The 16023-nt window shown below is 48.5% G+C and carries 16 protein-coding genes; 1 reads left to right on the top strand and 15 read right to left on the bottom strand.

From position 1 onward, the window contains the following. Positions 1-10: 10 nt before the first annotated feature. The 4 genes from G598_RS17155 to G598_RS0105470 all read right to left on the bottom strand — a co-directional run bounded on the left by G598_RS17155 (position 11) and on the right by G598_RS0105470 (position 6064). Positions 11-2746 (bottom strand): response regulator, encoded by a 2736-nt coding sequence (locus G598_RS17155; RefSeq protein ID WP_051179976.1) that lies wholly within the window; start codon positions 2744-2746, stop codon positions 11-13. Continuing rightward, entirely contained in the window at positions 2739-3842 is a 1104-nt protein-coding gene (locus tag G598_RS17150; RefSeq protein WP_051179974.1) for a BMP family ABC transporter substrate-binding protein, read from the bottom strand. The genes G598_RS17155 and G598_RS17150 overlap by 8 nt, the downstream gene beginning before the upstream one ends. After that, entirely contained in the window at positions 3832-4923 is a 1092-nt protein-coding gene (locus G598_RS17145; RefSeq protein WP_051179972.1) for a BMP family ABC transporter substrate-binding protein, read from the bottom strand. The genes G598_RS17150 and G598_RS17145 overlap by 11 nt, the downstream gene beginning before the upstream one ends. A 181-nt stretch (positions 4924-5104) precedes the next feature. After that, on the bottom strand, positions 5105-6064 hold the full coding sequence (locus G598_RS0105470; protein WP_026766092.1) for an L-lactate dehydrogenase: 960 nt from the start codon (positions 6062-6064) through the stop codon (positions 5105-5107). Between the two features lie 241 nt (positions 6065-6305). On the opposite strand from G598_RS0105470, the gene G598_RS19700 reads away from it, so the two are divergent. Beyond that, positions 6306-6470: a hypothetical protein gene (locus G598_RS19700; RefSeq protein ID WP_157833274.1), complete on the top strand. Its 165-nt coding sequence runs from the start codon at positions 6306-6308 to the stop codon at positions 6468-6470. A gap of 218 nt (positions 6471-6688) precedes the next feature. Here G598_RS19700 and G598_RS17140 read toward each other — a convergent pair whose 3' ends face one another. The 11 genes from G598_RS17140 to G598_RS0105405 all read right to left on the bottom strand — a co-directional run bounded on the left by G598_RS17140 (position 6689) and on the right by G598_RS0105405 (position 15487). Continuing rightward, positions 6689-8107 carry an FAD-dependent oxidoreductase gene (locus G598_RS17140; protein ID WP_051179970.1) on the bottom strand — a complete coding sequence of 473 codons (1419 nt, stop codon included), beginning with the start codon at positions 8105-8107 and terminating at the stop codon, positions 6689-6691. A 283-nt stretch (positions 8108-8390) separates the two neighbouring features. Then, complete coding sequence (locus tag G598_RS0105450; RefSeq protein WP_037363339.1) at positions 8391-9491, bottom strand: alpha/beta hydrolase; 1101 nt, start codon at positions 9489-9491, stop codon at positions 8391-8393. 18 nt (positions 9492-9509) lie between these two features. Continuing rightward, the gene (locus tag G598_RS0105445) at positions 9510-10040 is read right to left on the bottom strand and encodes a phenolic acid decarboxylase (RefSeq protein ID WP_026766090.1); all 531 of its coding nucleotides are present in this window, start codon (positions 10038-10040) and stop codon (positions 9510-9512) included. A gap of 573 nt (positions 10041-10613) precedes the next feature. Further along, entirely contained in the window at positions 10614-10766 is a 153-nt protein-coding gene (locus G598_RS18935; RefSeq protein WP_080656950.1) for a flavodoxin family protein, read from the bottom strand. 119 nt (positions 10767-10885) lie between these two features. Further along, the gene (locus G598_RS0105435; RefSeq protein WP_026766089.1) at positions 10886-11227 is read right to left on the bottom strand and encodes a hypothetical protein; all 342 of its coding nucleotides are present in this window, start codon (positions 11225-11227) and stop codon (positions 10886-10888) included. A gap of 14 nt (positions 11228-11241) precedes the next feature. Beyond that, on the bottom strand, positions 11242-11787 hold the full coding sequence (locus G598_RS0105430; protein ID WP_026766088.1) for a ferritin family protein: 546 nt from the start codon (positions 11785-11787) through the stop codon (positions 11242-11244). 78 nt (positions 11788-11865) lie between these two features. After that, positions 11866-12411, bottom strand: a complete 546-nt coding sequence (locus G598_RS0105425; protein ID WP_026766087.1) for a glutathione peroxidase — start codon at positions 12409-12411, stop codon at positions 11866-11868. After that, positions 12398-12676, bottom strand: coding sequence for a glutaredoxin family protein (locus tag G598_RS17135; protein WP_051179969.1), 279 nt, complete (start codon positions 12674-12676; stop codon positions 12398-12400). Before G598_RS17135 ends, G598_RS0105425 begins: the two co-directional genes overlap by 14 nt. 3 nt (positions 12677-12679) lie before the next feature. Next, the gene (locus G598_RS0105415) at positions 12680-13627 is read right to left on the bottom strand and encodes an NAD(P)/FAD-dependent oxidoreductase (RefSeq protein WP_419185349.1); all 948 of its coding nucleotides are present in this window, start codon (positions 13625-13627) and stop codon (positions 12680-12682) included. A 106-nt stretch (positions 13628-13733) separates the two neighbouring features. Further along, on the bottom strand, positions 13734-14807 hold the full coding sequence (locus G598_RS17130; RefSeq protein ID WP_037363336.1) for a HAMP domain-containing sensor histidine kinase: 1074 nt from the start codon (positions 14805-14807) through the stop codon (positions 13734-13736). Then, complete coding sequence (locus G598_RS0105405; protein ID WP_026766085.1) at positions 14804-15487, bottom strand: response regulator transcription factor; 684 nt, start codon at positions 15485-15487, stop codon at positions 14804-14806. The genes G598_RS17130 and G598_RS0105405 overlap by 4 nt, the downstream gene beginning before the upstream one ends. Positions 15488-16023 lie beyond the last annotated feature (536 nt).

Raw genomic sequence — 16023 nt, 5'->3', positions numbered from 1 at the left:
ACATTCCGATCTATTTCGTCAGCAGCTGTATAATTGTATCATAAGCAAATTGCCCGGCTGCGGATTTAAGCTGTTTCCATTTTTCCTTCTCCTGTGCTGGCATACTGTATTCTTCCATCTCTGCAAATATATCCTCCAGACGGTCGCAGTCCATCTCCTCTGCCGCCACCCGAATTTCCTCATAAACGGCTGCCAGCAGATCCGCATCTGCCTCCGGCTTGTCTTCCTCCTGCACAGCGGTGAAAACTTCCGCCAACGGAGCCTTAAAGCTGCGGCATTTTGCCATAAAACCTGCATGATGCTCATGGATATAGGCCAAATCCCCGCTCTTGCCCGCATTTTCCAGCAGTTGCGCTTCTTCACCAAAGGACACCGCGCCGATAATGCGCGCCGAACTCTTGAGGGCATGAACCTTGATGGTATAATCCTGCCAGTTTTCTGCCGCATAAAAGCCTTCAATTTCATCGCTTTTTTCATCAAGCGATTCATAAAAGATTTTCAACAGCGGCAAATAGGCGTCGGCTGAACCGCTGTTCTTAATCCCGGCAGGCAAATCCAGCCAATCTGCATGCTTTAACGGCGCAAGCGCCTCAGGCACCTCCGGCGCGGCTATTTCCGGCACATCTTCTACACTGGCCTTCTTAATCTTTTCCGGGGGCAGATAAGCCAGCAGCACGCCCTCTAGTTTTTCCGGCTCAATCGGTTTCGTCAGATAATCGTCAAAACCTGCCTCGATATACTGCGCACGCGCATTGGCAATGGCATTCGCCGTAAGGCAGATGGCTTTCGTATCGGCATTCGGATTATCCGGTTGTGCACGAAGTTCCTGCAGCGTCTCAATGCCATCTTTATGCGGCATCATATGGTCAAGGAAAATCACATCGTATTTCCGCTGCTGGGTAAGTTTCAGACATTGCATACCGCTTTCTGCCGTGTCGATTTGTACCTGTGTCTGCTTCAGGAGGTTTTTGAATACCACCAGATTCATGTGGTTGTCATCCACTACCAGGACATGGGCGTCAGGCGCAATAAATTGTTCATGATAACCGCTTCGATTGTTGATGCTGCTGCGGCAGGCTTCCTCATAATTGCCCATCGGCTCCCAGCTGACCACTTTTTGTTTGAGGACAAAACAGAACGTAGAGCCATAACCATAGGTGCTGTCCACCTGTATGGTGCTGCCCATCATATGCAGCAAATTCTGGGTTATCGCCATCCCCAGCCCTGTTCCTTCAATGTTGCGGTTGCGTTTTTCCTCAATGCGCTCAAATTCCGTAAAGAGTTTTGCCATATCCTCTTCTTTGATGCCAATGCCCGTATCCTGAACCGCTACGCGCAGGTATACACTATCCGGGTCATCGCTGGCAGTTTCACAGCCCACAAAGAACGTCACCGTTCCGCGTTCCGTATACTTCACCGCATTGGTCAGGATATTGGTGATAATCTGCTTGATGCGGACTTCATCACCATAAAGCTTGCTGGGCATTTCTTCATCAAAGCCCAGCTCAAGCGTCAACCCTTTGTCCTTCGCTCGCGGCTGGAGCATATTCACCAAATCATTTAACAGCGAAGCCACCGAATATTCTACAGGAATGATTTCAATTTTTCCTGCCTCAATCTTGGAAAAGTCCAAAATTTGATTAACCAGCTCCAACAAGGTTTGACCAGCATTTTTGATATTCCCGGCATAATATAAAATATTTTTTTCCCGGCACTCCCGCAGAATCATTTCATTCATGCCGATAAGTGCATTGATTGGCGTGCGAATTTCATGGGACATATTGGCCAGGAAATCACTTTTCGCCCGCGATGCCTGCTCTGCCATCGCCTTTGCCTCCATGAGTTCCTCACTCTCACGGATTTGCCATTGCGAACGCAGCAGGAACACCACACCAATGACGACGAGTATCAACAGCAGGCCAAACACATAGATAACCAGCAGCGTAATGCGTTCAATGCCCTCTGATGCCTTGGCTTTGGGCACAAAACCGGATACCAGATAATCGGTCCCCGGGATTTCCGCCTCAAACATAATCATATCCCCATGACTTGAATCAAAGCTGCGGGCAGACGCCACGGAAACTTCTATTTCCCAGCGCATTTTCTGATAAAACTTTCGCACCTCATTGCTTTGCATAAATTCGATATCTTCCGGGTCGCACTGGTCGAAAGGAATGATAATATCCCCCTCACGGGTTGTAACCATCACTTTGCCTATACCATCATAACACCGAATGGAAAATTCTTCCATCAAACTTTTGATAGGATACAGGCGATAAAGAACGTACTTGACGTTTTCACCATGAAATACCGGACAGGTAAATAAAAGCCCCTCGCCATGTACAAAAGTAATCCCCTTGAAGCCACGAAACGAAGCCTGTATGCCGTCAAATTGGCGGACAGACAGACTATCCCCATAGACCGCCCGCCCATTAAGGGTCAAGAGTCCCTGCTTCACCCCGGATGATTCATTGTACAGCAAGGGCATCAAACGGGCGATTTCGTCTGGTGACGCTTCAATTTTAGAAGCGATATACGCAAGGTTTTTCAGCTCCACACTTAAATTCTCTGCAGCCTGTCCGGCCAGCGTTTCCGCCTGCCGTCTGGTCTGTCTTTCGGTATAAAAGATAAGCAGGTCATTCATCCTGTCCTTGAACATCACACCGACAAACAGCAGTACAAAAGCAAAAACGACCAGCGTGATGATCGCAGTTCCTTTCCCTTTTAAGGAAGAAATATCAATCATGTATCTCTACCCCCTCAACAAACCAGTCCATGCCGTAAAAAAGCTCATGGTCACTGATTTGTTCCCCATCCTCACAGCGAATCTTTCCCGCGTTATCCCGAATCAAGCCGGTAAACACATCCTGTTTGCGCATACGCTGCTGTTCCAGCTCAACTAAATCGCGCGTTTTGGGTGCTACCAGCGAAGACATATTATCCAGCCGGACGCCGCCTTCTTCCAGCCCCAGCCAATATTCTCTGCTTGGCCGCATGCGTCCGCTCATATAATCCCCCAGCACCTTCTTATAAACAACATCCCAGTCATATAACGCTGCGGTCAGATAACGCGGGGAATACTTTTCCTTCGTTGAACCATAGCCTATCGTATAAAGCCCCATAGCTTCCGCCATCTGTATAGCATGCGGCCTGTCCTCATGATAGGTAATGACATCTGCGCCCGCCGCTGCCAGCCGGCTGACGCTGTCCCGCTGTGCTTTTTCATCATCCCAGCTGCCCGTAAAGCAAACCACCAGTCTTGCCTGAGGGTTTGCCTTGCGCATCCCCATTGCATAGGCATTTATCCCACGATTCGTCTGGGCATTCGGCATAGCTGCCACATAGCCGAGAACCCCCGTCTTAGTGGCAGCACCAGCAACTATGCCCGCGAGATAACGTACCTGATAAAGGCGGGCAAAATACGAGGTGCTGTTTTTCGCTTTCCCATGACCGGAAATGCAGAAAAACGCCACATCCGGATACCTGGCAGACAGTTTATCTACATAGGTTCCATAGCCAAAGCTGGTCAAAAAAATCACGTTTGCACCTTCGTCCACCAGTTCCTCGACTGCTTCGTAAAAAACACTTTCGCCGGCGCTTTCCTGTATGTCTTCGCGGATTTTCAGTTCACATCCTTGTTCCCTGCAGGCATTTGCCAGCCCATTGAAATGAATTTCATTCCAGCCTTTGTCCTCCTTAGGACCAATCAAAACAGCCCCCACGGTAACCTGCCGTGCCTCGTAGGGAATGCGAAAGCTTTGAATCACGAAAAAAATTACGCCCACAATGAAAATCACCAACAATATGGGAATATTACGCTGCTTCCATTTTTCACTGTTCAACGCTCACACCCTCCACATACCAGTCAAATTTAGTAAGCAGTGCCTGGTCCGACATGGCTTCGCCGGCTTCCACACGCATATTGCCCTGATTATCCTTTATCGGTCCATAAAACACATCCTGTTCACGGCTCACCAACCGGTAATTTGCCGCCTCAACCGCAGTCTTTGTCTCTTTCCTGACCAGATTGGAAAATGCGCTCAACTTCACAATTCCATCCTCCATACCCACCCAGGTATGCTTGCCATGGAATTTTCCCCGCAGGCAGTCCCATATCTGCCGGCGGTAATAGACCTGCCAGTTCCATTCACCAGCAGTCAGATAGGTACTCGTAAACAAATCATGATTATCCTTATTGTAGCCAATGGACTTTACCCCCCTGCTTTCTGCAATTTTATGCGGCATTAGGGAATCCGTATGCATAGTGATGATATCTATCGGATGTGCATCGAGAAGTTTTACACAGGCATCTGCCGCAGGTTCATCCGCTGTCCACGAATGACAATAGCGCACATAGACTTTGGCATCCGGACGGACGCTGCGTGCACCTAAGGCAAAGGCATTGATTCCACGGATTACCTCGGGAATTGGAAAAGCTGCCACATAGCCTAGCTCGCCATTGGTCGTTTCCATCCCCGCTACGATGCCAGCCAAATACCTTGCCTGATACATTCGCCCAAAGAACGAGGATAGATTCGCTGACTCCCCCATTCCTGCAGCATGGAGAAAATAAATATTGGGGTATTCTGCCGCAGCTTTTTTCATATCCTCGCCAAACGCCAAGGAACTCGCCACAATAATGTCACATTTTTCCCCCTGAATCAATTCTTCAATCACGTCATAACATTCATCAGGAACCTTCTCCCGATAAATGACTTTTAAGTTCAGTTCCTGCTGTAAAGACTGCAATGCTTCAAAATGCGTCTGGTTATAATTCCGGTCCTCATGGCTCCCATTCAGAATAAGCCCCACTCGTGTTGTTTTTGCGGTGATATCCTCTTCCGCCTGCTGGTCCTGTATCATGAGAATCCCTGCGACCGCTGCGGCGAAAATCAGGCTCACCAGTATGAGTATCTTCCTCAACCAGCTTCCCTCCCGCCATCTCAAAATCCCATTTGACCCAAAGCTTCCCTTTGTTACACCTATTCGCCGAATTTTTTTGAAGTCCTGCCATTTTTTGCCTATCTCTGCTGCCTGTTGTTAAAAACAATAAAAAATATCCTCTCTAATGCCTAAAGAGGATATTTTTTACTCACTATTGTATTTACGCGATGACCCCGTTGCCCCGCAAAACTGCCTGAATGCTCTCCGCACTCTTTTGCATAAGTTCTTCTTCATCTTTTGCCAACGGCAGCGGTATGCGCTTTTCCACACCATGACGGCCAATAATGCTCGGCATGGATAGTGCCACATGATGCAGGCCATATTCCCCGTTCAAGGGCATGGATACCGGCATAACGCAGCGTTCATCAAAGAGCACCGCCTTGGCCAGGCGGCAGGCGCCCATCGCAATGCCCGTATTCGTCCAGCCCTTGGACATGACCACATCATAGGCGGTATTGACCACTTCCTGCGCAATTTTTTCCCGATTCAGGTCTTCCTCATGGTCAAAGAATTCATCGAGCTTAGAAAGCGTTACGCCGCCAATGCTGACCGTACTCCATGCAGGGAAAGCCGAATTGCCGTGTTCGCCTAACATATAGCCCTGCACATCGCTGGCATCCACATGGAAGTGCTTGCCCAAAATGCTTTTAAAGCGCATGGTTTCCAGGATTGTCCCTGTACCAAACAGACGCCCTGCCGGATAATCAAACTCCGTTGCCGCCACATAAGTCGTGATGTCCAAAGGATTGGTAATCATGATGAATACGGCCTCACGGGTATAAGCCGTTACCTTTTTCATCACATCGCGGATAACCGCGATATTTTCCTTGGCCAGTAGCAGACGATCCATCTTCTGCCCCGGCACAATACTCGGGCCGGCATCACAGATAATCACATCGGCATCACGGCATTCTTCAAAGCCGCCGGAATAGACATGAATCCCCGGCACATAGGAGCAAGATAGCGAATGCACTGCATCCAACGCTTCACCATGTGCGACTTCCGGCTTGATGTCAATACAAACGATTTCCGCTGCAAGCTGACAGGCAATCGCTCTGGCTAACACCGCCGAACCGACATGCCCCAAACCGATAATTGCTAACTTATGTGGCTTAAACACTTTTACATATCCCCTTTACCTGTTGTAGATATACCGTGTACATTAACACCTATACAGTATATAACTTTTCAGTAAAGTTTACAAATAGCCATTACGATTTATTAAGTCTGCCCCCTGAACGATATCTATAGTTTTTGCTTATGGCTATAAATTTTATTATAAAAAATATTGACAGTGGCTCAAATCTGAGCTATAGTATCAATCTGTTAATGGGATATTGAAAGAAAAGATGGAGGAACAAATGTTAGAAAGAGAATTGATTATCAAGGCACTGGTCTGGAAGTATATGATTAACGAAAACACCGCCAGACGTATGTACGATGAAACAGTCGGCAGCAACAGAGACAATCTGCGCAAATTAGCTGAGAACTACAAAGCATCTGCCAGAATGTCGTTCTTCTGCTAAAACAGCAAAAACATTTACTTTATATAAAAGAGGCTGTGAAAAACGCCCCAAAAGCGTTGTTACAGCAACATAACAAAAAGCGTTCAAATCGTCAAAGTCCTTAATTTATAGGGTTTTGACGATTTGAACGCTTTTGTTTTTTAGAAGCTGTATCGACTTTCCCCCCCCCTTCTGCCTTTGCAAGGCAAGAATCCCATCATAAAACTCATCATGAATGACTATCGTATATCACATTGACCTGCAGAAACATAACTCCGCTTATCTGCGGGTAACTCCTCCCACCTCAGCACATTGGCAGCAATATTATGCGAAATTCCCCATGCCGCCGCAATCCCTGCGGCCTCGCCAATACTCATGCAGGTAGGCTGAATACGCATTGAGGCCTGCAGGATAAAGCTGGCACTAATGCAGCGTCCGGTCACGATAAGGTTTTCAATCTGCTCCGTCACCAAGGCACCATAAGGGATTTCATAGAAGCCCCCTGGGGGCAGTTTTTCCGAAACTTTCTCCCCATGCGCGTCAATAAACCACGCCGTACGACATACTGCATCAGAAAAACGGCTCTGTTTATGATAGTCGTCCTCTACCAGATACTTCCTGCCACGAATCCTCCAGGATTCACGCGCCCCCAACATCGCCGCTTCCCGGCTGATAAACGCCTGTTCAAAGCCCGGCAAATGGCCAATCAGATAATCGGCAATATGATGCATCATCTTCCGGCCATAAGCCACCGCTTTACTATAGGAAACTGGATCAGACGCAGAAAATTTCACAGGGATTTCCGGGCAGTTCATACTCATCACGCCGTTCTTGCCCATAATGGTATAGGCCTGCATATATTCTGCCTCTTCCTGCGTGATTTCCCCATGTTCTACCCCTTTGGCCATCAGGTCTTCCAGCTTATAGCGCTGCTTGCGATGCATGGCTTCAGCAATTTCAAAATAGGGCGGCTTAGACTTGCACCAGTCCTCCTGCAAATCTACGACCACATACTGATAAAGCCGTTCTACATCAATCCCGCCCATCTCAAAACGGAAGGACAGCGGTTGATTGTTTCCGGTCTTTTCATAACCATGCTCACAAGGAATGCCCGCCGCACGGGCAAGATAGGCATCACCCGTGCTGTCAATAAAGGTTCTGGCCCGAATCGCAGCCAGCCCCGCAATAGTCTGAACGATACAGGCCTCAATGACCGAATCGTTTTGTAATGTATCGACCAGTACGGTCTGATACATTACATCCACATCAGCTTCTGCACACATTTCATCATAAATGAGTGCCAACGTCTCCGGATTATGCCAGGTCTGCTGGGTCACGCCATCAAAAGGTTCAACGCCATGTCTACGCAGGCGTTCCTTTACTTCCACTACGTAGGGCGTATCACTATCCGGTGCATGCGTATCCATAAAAGGATAGACACAACCCAGTACCGCCAGCCCCCCCAATGCCACGCCGCGTTCTATGAGCACAGTTTTTGCACCATTCCGTGCTGCCATAATCGCGGCAGCCGTCCCGGAAGGGCCGCCGCCGGCTACACACACATCGGTAGAAAACAGCACCGGTATTTCCTTACCGGCATAACACATGGTATCGTCATTTCGTTCTTTAGCGCCAGCCATTTCAGCCATTTTTCTCATTGCATTCACTCCTGCATCGACACGATTTCACGTTCTATCTAATTCGCGGTTTTCGCTAATCGTTCCTGCCGATTAGTATTTTTGACATATATCAAAAATGTGCCATACTTTCATCAAGACATATGTCAAAAACATTTTAGGAGGTTTTGAATGAGCAGGCCTTTAAAGAAGTGGCGTACTTCAGTGTCTGTTGCACGAATTGCAGTTTTAACAAAACGAATTTCAACTATCTTTAATATCCTCTTTAAGCTCCGCTGGCCAAAAGCTGCGGAGCTATTTTGATTTAATATTCTACGCCTAACTGGCGGCAGAGCCAGCGCATCATGGCTTTATTAGTATCTTCTCCCTGATAGCCATGCGGTGCCTTGGAATTGCATATAAAGAGATTTTCCACACCGACATCGGTCAATGCCTTTTGCAGGCTGATGCTCTGCTGAATGGGCACGAGCGAATCATGGCCGCCATGCGCAATGAAGAAGGGCGGTGCATCTTTCGTCACCTGATAAACCGGGCTGGCCAATTTAGCCAGTTCCACCATTTTCCAATACGGTGAATTCTTATCCTGTGCTTCCGCAACCTTGCGCAAGGTGCCTACGCCTTGCCCTTCGCCCACAAAGCCCAAGAGAATAGACTCATTGGCACGAATGGAATCATGGGTTTCCGCCGCCTGCGCAGGGTCTTGCAGCTTGGTACTCATTTCCGGTGCCATAGTCAAAAGATTGGTGGGGCCATAGTAATCGACACAGGCTTTTACACTACTGCTATAGTCAAGGTTGCCGCCCTCGTTGCCTTCCAGTTCCTTATTCCCGCTGGTCACAGCCAGTTCTGCAGCCAAATGCGCACCGGCAGAGGTACCGGCTATGGCAATCCGTTCGGCATCCAGTCCATATTCATCAGCATGGGCGCGCACAAAACGAACCGCCGCTTTCACATCGTAAATCTGTGCTGGAAAGGCCGCTTCACTGTTCAACCGGTAATCCACGGAAACAAAGGCAATTCCATGATTCAATACATCTTTGAAGATTTTATACGATGAGGTGTTGTCCTTGTCCATCAGGGCATTATTGCCGCTCTGTACAGTATTGACCGCTTTCTGTTTAGCATCATCACCTTCATAAGTGCCTTTAGCCCAACCGCCACCATGCACGAACACCAGCACGGGGACTTTTTCAGCTTTCGCTTTCGGCGGCACAAAGACATTCATGCGCAGCTGACGCGGCGCGCCATTGTCATTTTGCACATTGGCCACTACAACATCCCGGTAGGTAGGCTGCATATTGACCAGATTTTCGGCGGCTGCACAGCTGCCACCAGTCATGGGCACCGCTAAAGCCAGCGACAATAACGCCGCCAAAGAAAGTTTACGCCATTTACCTGCTTTCATCACTACGACCTCCTGCTTTTATTTTTTCAGGCGCTTATAATTTGCATCGAAGTATTTACCGGCACGGATTTCGTCCGTCATGCCCACATAGGGTGCTTCGGCAATAACATCTTCGTTATTCAGACCAGCCTTGCCCATATAGGTAATCTTGGCAAATTCCGGCACCAAATATTTCGGATAGGTTTCGTATTTTTCACGGGATTCTTCCATCAGGTCAATATGCTCATTCTGGAAGCAGACCGTAATGGACGGATGATCCTGCACCCATTTGGGAAAGAAAATCACACCATGCATGATGTTTTCATTGGGCATGAAGTCTAGTGCCACGTCGGTGCCCGTGGGTTCCGTCCAGGTTACCTTGAACACGCCGTCCGTGAGCTTTACGATATTGGCTTCCTGATCCTTCACCCAGCGGCCAGCAACCATGCCGCCATGAATACGGTAATCTACCGTGTGGTCATTCTTAGCATACCACTCGTACTCCCAACCATTATCGTAAGTATAAATAAAATGCGTGCCTAAAAAATCATCGAGTTCCTTAAATTTCATCTTAGATTGTCCTCCTAATCATGTATTTAATTACATATCAACTGACAGTATTTAGCATACAACGCTTCCCCCTATTTGTCAATATCATGTAATAAAATACATAATAAAAAGATTCTACATCTTCCTTAAAGATGCAGAATCTTTTTAACTACCGTTATTCACTTAACAAGCTCTTGCCCAACTCTTGACACTCCCCATGGATAAATCCAGGGGATTCTTAATTCAACGACCGTAGCGAATCGACCTAAGCCAATTCGTCTTACACAATCTCCAAAAGCGTAAATTTCCGTGTGTCCCACGGTATTTGTGTATGCGAATGCTTGTTATCTTTACAGCGGTGAGGTCTTTAAATCACCGCAGGTTGATACACGCAACCTCAACCCGCTAAGAACTGGTTGCCTATAGGCCTTGGTTTTCGATTCGTCCAGTCTCTATTTTTGCAGGGCTTCTCCTTTCTTTCGTATTCTTTAGGTTAAGTCTATTATACCACGAAAGTTAGCAGTTGTCCTGCTTCAATTACTTACGTAAATTCGCAGGACGCGGCTTATATCCCCAGAGCTAAAGCTCGGGGTTTTACGCCGCATTTGTTGACACTCCCCATGGGTAAAGATTTATAAGTTCCGTTTCCGCACCGGCCTCCTGCGCGCCCTTCAAGGCCTGCTGCAAAAGTTCTGCCGTGTTGCCGTTGCGCCGTGGGCTGCCATTGATGGCAATTACTTTTTTCATCGTAAAATCCTCCCATCAACCAATACACAAATACTTGATTCCTTTTTCGACACGAGCCAAAGATTTCCTTCTCCGCCAAAAATAGCCTGACAAAACCATACGCTCTGTCAGGCTATTTTTTAACGTTTGATTTCCTGATATTCTGCCACCCGGCCTACGCTGAAATGGAGAATCCATTCCGGACGTTCCGTAATCGGCGTCCAAAAGCCATAAGCCTTGCCCTGCGGGCCTTCATAAGCCACATGCACGGACTTGTTTTCATCAATCGCCTTGTTGCACAGGCAGCCTTTATGATCTTCGGGCTTGCCGATGGAGGAACACTTTATCCCCGCCGTTAAGCCCAGCTCTGCTGCTTTCTTGTTTACGGCGATAATCTCCCGGCTCCGCTGGGTGATGGTCACCGGTTCGGGAAAATTATCCCACATAATATGAAACGCCTGAATTACTTCCTGGTCTGTCATGTTCAAAAGTCCCCTCAATCCTTCAGTTTGAATACTTTCTTCGGCTGGCCGCAGAGCGGGCAGGCAAAGTCATCCGGTTCTGCATCAAGGTCACCGACATGCTCATAACCGCAGACCGAGCAGACATAGATTTTCTTGCCGGCAGCTTCCAACATCCCCGGGCAGTGCTTTTCCAGAATTTTCGCCAAGACGACGCCATGATGTCCTTCCTGCTTGGCAAAGATTTCCATTTCATCAGCAGCTTCTACAAAGCCTGCCTCGCGGAATTTATCAGCCATAGCCTTGACCTTCTTTTCACCGCTGGTTTCTGCACTCATCAGACCGCGCACGAGCTGCCAGAAATCCTTGGGAAGCATGCCGTTTACCGTTACATAGAAACCGGCATGGACAGCTTCCTGATTAGCCGCTTCAATAAACTGTTCAGCCACGTCATCAAGGCCCTGCTCTTTGGCAAGTCTAGCCAGCGTATAATACATCATCGTGCCTTTGGCTTCACCCAAAGCCATCATTTCTGCCATTTTCTCAAGCGGGGTTCCCTTCGTAATACCATGTAAGCTCATGACTATCTCTCCTTTATCTACACATAATACACATTAGACACTTTTTATAACGCCGTTGTTCCAGTTTTTACTTCCAAGTTATAACAGCTTTTCGATTGCTGCCGTCATTGCAGACGGGCTCGTGGTCGGTTCAAAACGCTCTACCACATTGCCGTCTCTATCGATGAGGAACTTGGTGAAGTTCCACTTGATACCATCATCTTCGAGATATTCCGGATAGTTTTTCTTAAGTGCATCCATGAGGATAGCCGACAGTTCATGGTCCTTGTCAAAGCCCTTGAAGCCCTTTTCTGCGGTCAAATACTTAAAAAGCGGCTGGGCGGTTTCGCCACGCACATCACCCTTCTCGAAAATCTGGAAGCTTACGCCGTAGTTGCGGCGGCAGAACTGCTGTACTTCGCTATTGCTGCCCGGTTCCTGTGCACCGAACTGATTGCAGGGGAAGCCCAGGATTTCCAGACCTTTATCTTTATAATTATCATAAAGTTCCTGCAATTCCTTGTACTGCGGAGTGAATCCGCACTTGCTGGCGGTATTGACAATAATCAGCACCTTGCCTGCATAATCCTTAAGGGATTTTACCTCACCGCTGTTCGTCTTAGCCGAAAATTCATAAACACCCATTATAGTTCTCCTCTCCTGTTACGAAATCCTTATAGCAAAGCCCCAACAAGGCATCAATCTTGCCCTTGTCAAAGCCCAGTACATACTCTTTGCCATCGGCAGTAATCACGGGGACGACCTCATCATTGGTCAATGCCTTGCATTCTGCCAAGGCTGCTTCATCCATTTCGATATTGCATTCCACGTATTCCACCTGCCGTGATTGCAGATACTTTTTGGCCTTGTCACACCAGGGACAGTTGTTAATCGAATAAACCTTAACCATAATTCATTTCCCCTTTCTGATTTGCGCTAAATATTTCTCCGCTAAAATTGCGGCTGTCGTACCATCTGCGGCGGCTGTTGTCAGCTGCCGTACTTCTTTGTGCCGGACATCACCGGCGGCAAAAACACCTGGGATATTGGTGCGGCAATCTTCTCCTGCCGCAATGCGGCCATCTTCGGCCAGCTCAATATCCGTCTGGAACAGCGCCGTATTGGGCGTAACGCCGATATTGACGAAAATGCCATCTATGGCTAATTCTTTCTTTTCACCAGTCGCTTTGTCCAAAACTTCAACACTTTCTAAACGCTTTTCGCCCTTCAATGCTGTCACATCGGTTTCGAGCAGGATTTCTACTTTTTCATTGCTACGCAGTTTTTCCTGCGCGGATTCATCGGCACGCAACTGGGAACGGTGCAGCAGATACAGCTTTTTTGCGTACTTGGTCAGGAAGTTAGCTGCATCCACGGCAGCATTGCCGCCGCCCATAACGGCGATTACTTTATCCTGATACAAGTGACCGTCACAAAGCTCACAATAGTGCACACCCTTGCCGGCGTATTTGCGTTCTTCGGGCAGCGGCAGCTTGCGCCGTTCCATCCCCGAGGCGATAATGACGCTGCCGGCTTCGTAAATGCAGGACTCAGTTTCCACGATTTTTCGTTCTTCCTGCAAGCTGACTTTTTCAATCATGTCAAATTCATCAACCACAGCGCCAAAGCTCTCCGCCTGCTGCTGTACGGTTGCGATTAAATCCTTACCTGCCACATTGGGCAGTCCCGGATAATTTTCAATTCCAGTAGCATTGGCAATCTGACCGCCTACCAGTGCGTTTTCCAACACCAGTACCGACAGATTCATGCGCCCTGCATAAAGAGCGGCGGTAAGCCCAGCCATACCGGCACCGATGATGACGATATCCTTTTGTATGCGTTTCTTTTCCGTTGGCATCATTATCTCCTTTCTGTACCTCATCTCTACTACGCTTATGATTATAGCGGCCAATTGTGACCTCTATGTGACTTTTATTTAGTTTTTTGCAATCTTTTTGTGAAAAATTTTATTTCGCGGATATTGGGAGCAAACAGCTTCTGCCACTGTCCAGCGGCAGGGCCACAATCATTTCCGTTCCCTGACCAGACTGGCTTTGGCAGGCAATCTGACCGCCCAACAATTCCAAAATACGCTTGACGATGGAAAGCCCCAGACCATGGCCCTTTTCCTGATGGGATTCGTCACATTGATAAAACCGTTCAAAGATATGCTCCTGCTTATCCGCAGGAATGCCGATGCCTTCATCCTTGATATGCACGCAGATGGAACCGGGCGCAGACTCGCCCGTAATCTGAATCGTGCTGCCCTTTGCCGAATACTTGACGGCATTGTCGATAAGGTTCAACCATACCTGCTTGGTCATATCCGGGTCGCTTTCAATCATCAGTGCAGGCAAATCCAGCGAAAACGAAATATCCTTCGCTTCCCAGCGCTCCGCCAACAGGATAACACACTGCCGTATCTGTTCATCCACAGCAATATTTTCATGGCGCATGACAATGGCCTGTGCATCAAGCCGCGATAAACGCAAAAGATTTTCCGCCAGCCGCGAAAGCCTTAGGGCCTCCTCATGGACAAGCCCCGTATACTCCCGCCGTTCTTCCTCACTTAATCCGCCTTCGAGCAAGATTTCCGAAAAGCCGACAATGGAAGAAAGCGGCGTCTTGAATTCATGGGATACACTGCCGGTAAAGCCCTTTTGCATATGGTCAATGCTTTGCAGTTCCTTGGCCATGCGGTTGAAATTCTCAATCAGCTGCACGCCTTCCTCCGTACTGACCAGATTTTCCGGCTGGGGCACACGTACGGCAAAATCCCCCTTGGCGATGCGTCCCGTGGCCTCTACCACAGACTGTGCCGGACGGATGTAAAAACCAGCTTCCCAGGCCAATAGCAACGCCCCGGAAACAATCGTGAGCAGACTGCAAATAATCAACGCAACAGGCAGTTCCAACGACAATCCGGCAAGGCTGTCCAGTAAGTAGACCAGCAGACTGGACGCACAGCAGCAAAAAGCCAACGTCAATAATGTCGTCAGACTATGATAGAGCCGCAAAGGCAAAACAAATTGTTTCTTCATGACGGTTCATCCTTAAACACGGCCTTATACCCCAACCCCCGCACGGTTTCAATGGCGAAGTCGGGATTGTCGGCAAAGCGGTGACGCAGTTTCTTGATATGGGCATCCACATTGCGACTGTCCGTATCCTTATCCACGCCCCAAATCTCGTCTAAAAGCTCCTGCCGGGTAAAAATCTTGCCCGGTTGATTGAGCAGCTTGAACAGCAGATAAAACTCCTTGGGCGGCAAAGTATCGGTCTGCTCGCCTGTCTGTACCGTCAACGACGCATAATCAAGTACCGTTTCCCGAATCGTCAGCCGTTTTTCACTCATCAGCTGCGCCCGCCGCAACAGCGCCCCGACCCGCAGCATGAGTTCCCGCAGCTGGATGGGCTTTACCATATAGTCATCCGTCCCCGCGCGGAAGCCCCGCTCCATATCCTCCATCTGCCCCTTGGCAGTAATGATTAAGATAGGCAAATCCATCTTCGCCCCACGCAGGGCACGCGTCAGCTCCAAGCCGTCCATGCGGGGCATCATCACATCGCTGATGACAAGGTCGATATGCTCCCGCTCCATAATATCCAACGCCGCCTGCCCATCAAAAGCCGGAAAGACATGATACTGCTCCTGTTTGAGCTTCGCACAAATCATGCGGTTGAGATTGCGGTCATCCTCCGCTACCAATATTGAAAACATAGGCCGCCCCCTTCACATAGAAAATCACGTATTCGCTTCAATTTTATTCTCCCTATGTGACTTGTATATGACTTTATTTCGCCCTACCAATATAAAATCCTGTTTGCGTCATAAAGATAAATTGCAGTTTGCCAGTACGTGCTGAAATTTTTTTGTTACAGCTCAGTTTGGGCAGAGGTGGTAATACTTTTCGCCGTTGCACGAAATGACCCACAAGCAAAGGAATGCACTTTTTAGTTACCTGCGCCGGGCAAGACCGGCGGCGCGTATGTTCAGCTCAATTTCTAGAAATTGTCGTTTGTGGGCCAGTCCTCACTGCGTTCGGACAGTCGTTCCACAGCGAAAAGCATCACCACCTCCGCCCTCAGCGATTTCCGTATAAGACGGCATTTTCGCAGTGATAAGCAGCAAGTACATCGATGTTCTTGTGACGGGAGCAACGAGTTCGTGGCAATAGGCTAATCCGTAACTTGGGGCGAACGGGGAGTGCTTTTTCTGTTAGGAGCGACTGCCTGAACGCAGTGAAGGCCGGCCCC

The organism is Selenomonas ruminantium subsp. ruminantium ATCC 12561, assembly GCF_000424065.1.
Classification (GTDB): Bacteria; Bacillota; Negativicutes; order Selenomonadales; family Selenomonadaceae; genus Selenomonas_A; species Selenomonas_A ruminantium.
The sequence above is the reverse complement of the archived record's forward strand: the minus strand, read 5'-3'. Positions and strand labels throughout refer to the sequence as shown.

Excerpts from the sequence above, each read along its gene's own strand:
- G598_RS17155 (WP_051179976.1), bottom strand. The coding sequence starts at position 2,746 with ATGATTGATATTTCTTCCTTAAAAGGGAAAGGAACTGCGATCATCACG.
- G598_RS0105425 (WP_026766087.1), bottom strand. The coding sequence starts at position 12,411 with ATGGGTGTTTATGAATTTTCGGCTAAGACGAACAGCGGTGAGGTAAAA.
- G598_RS0105405 (WP_026766085.1), bottom strand. The coding sequence starts at position 15,487 with ATGTTTTCAATATTGGTAGCGGAGGATGACCGCAATCTCAACCGCATG.
- G598_RS0105450 (WP_037363339.1), bottom strand. The coding sequence starts at position 9,491 with ATGAAAGCAGGTAAATGGCGTAAACTTTCTTTGGCGGCGTTATTGTCG.
- G598_RS0105430 (WP_026766088.1), bottom strand. The coding sequence starts at position 11,787 with ATGAGCTTACATGGTATTACGAAGGGAACCCCGCTTGAGAAAATGGCA.
- G598_RS0105445 (WP_026766090.1), bottom strand. The coding sequence starts at position 10,040 with ATGAAATTTAAGGAACTCGATGATTTTTTAGGCACGCATTTTATTTAT.
- G598_RS19700 (WP_157833274.1), top strand. The coding sequence starts at position 6,306 with ATGTTAGAAAGAGAATTGATTATCAAGGCACTGGTCTGGAAGTATATG.
- G598_RS17140 (WP_051179970.1), bottom strand. The coding sequence starts at position 8,107 with ATGAGAAAAATGGCTGAAATGGCTGGCGCTAAAGAACGAAATGACGAT.
- G598_RS18935 (WP_080656950.1), bottom strand. The coding sequence starts at position 10,766 with ATGAAAAAAGTAATTGCCATCAATGGCAGCCCACGGCGCAACGGCAAC.
- G598_RS0105435 (WP_026766089.1), bottom strand. The coding sequence starts at position 11,227 with ATGACAGACCAGGAAGTAATTCAGGCGTTTCATATTATGTGGGATAAT.
- G598_RS0105415 (WP_419185349.1), bottom strand. The coding sequence starts at position 13,627 with ATGATGCCAACGGAAAAGAAACGCATACAAAAGGATATCGTCATCATC.
- G598_RS17135 (WP_051179969.1), bottom strand. The coding sequence starts at position 12,676 with ATGGTTAAGGTTTATTCGATTAACAACTGTCCCTGGTGTGACAAGGCC.
- G598_RS17130 (WP_037363336.1), bottom strand. The coding sequence starts at position 14,807 with ATGAAGAAACAATTTGTTTTGCCTTTGCGGCTCTATCATAGTCTGACG.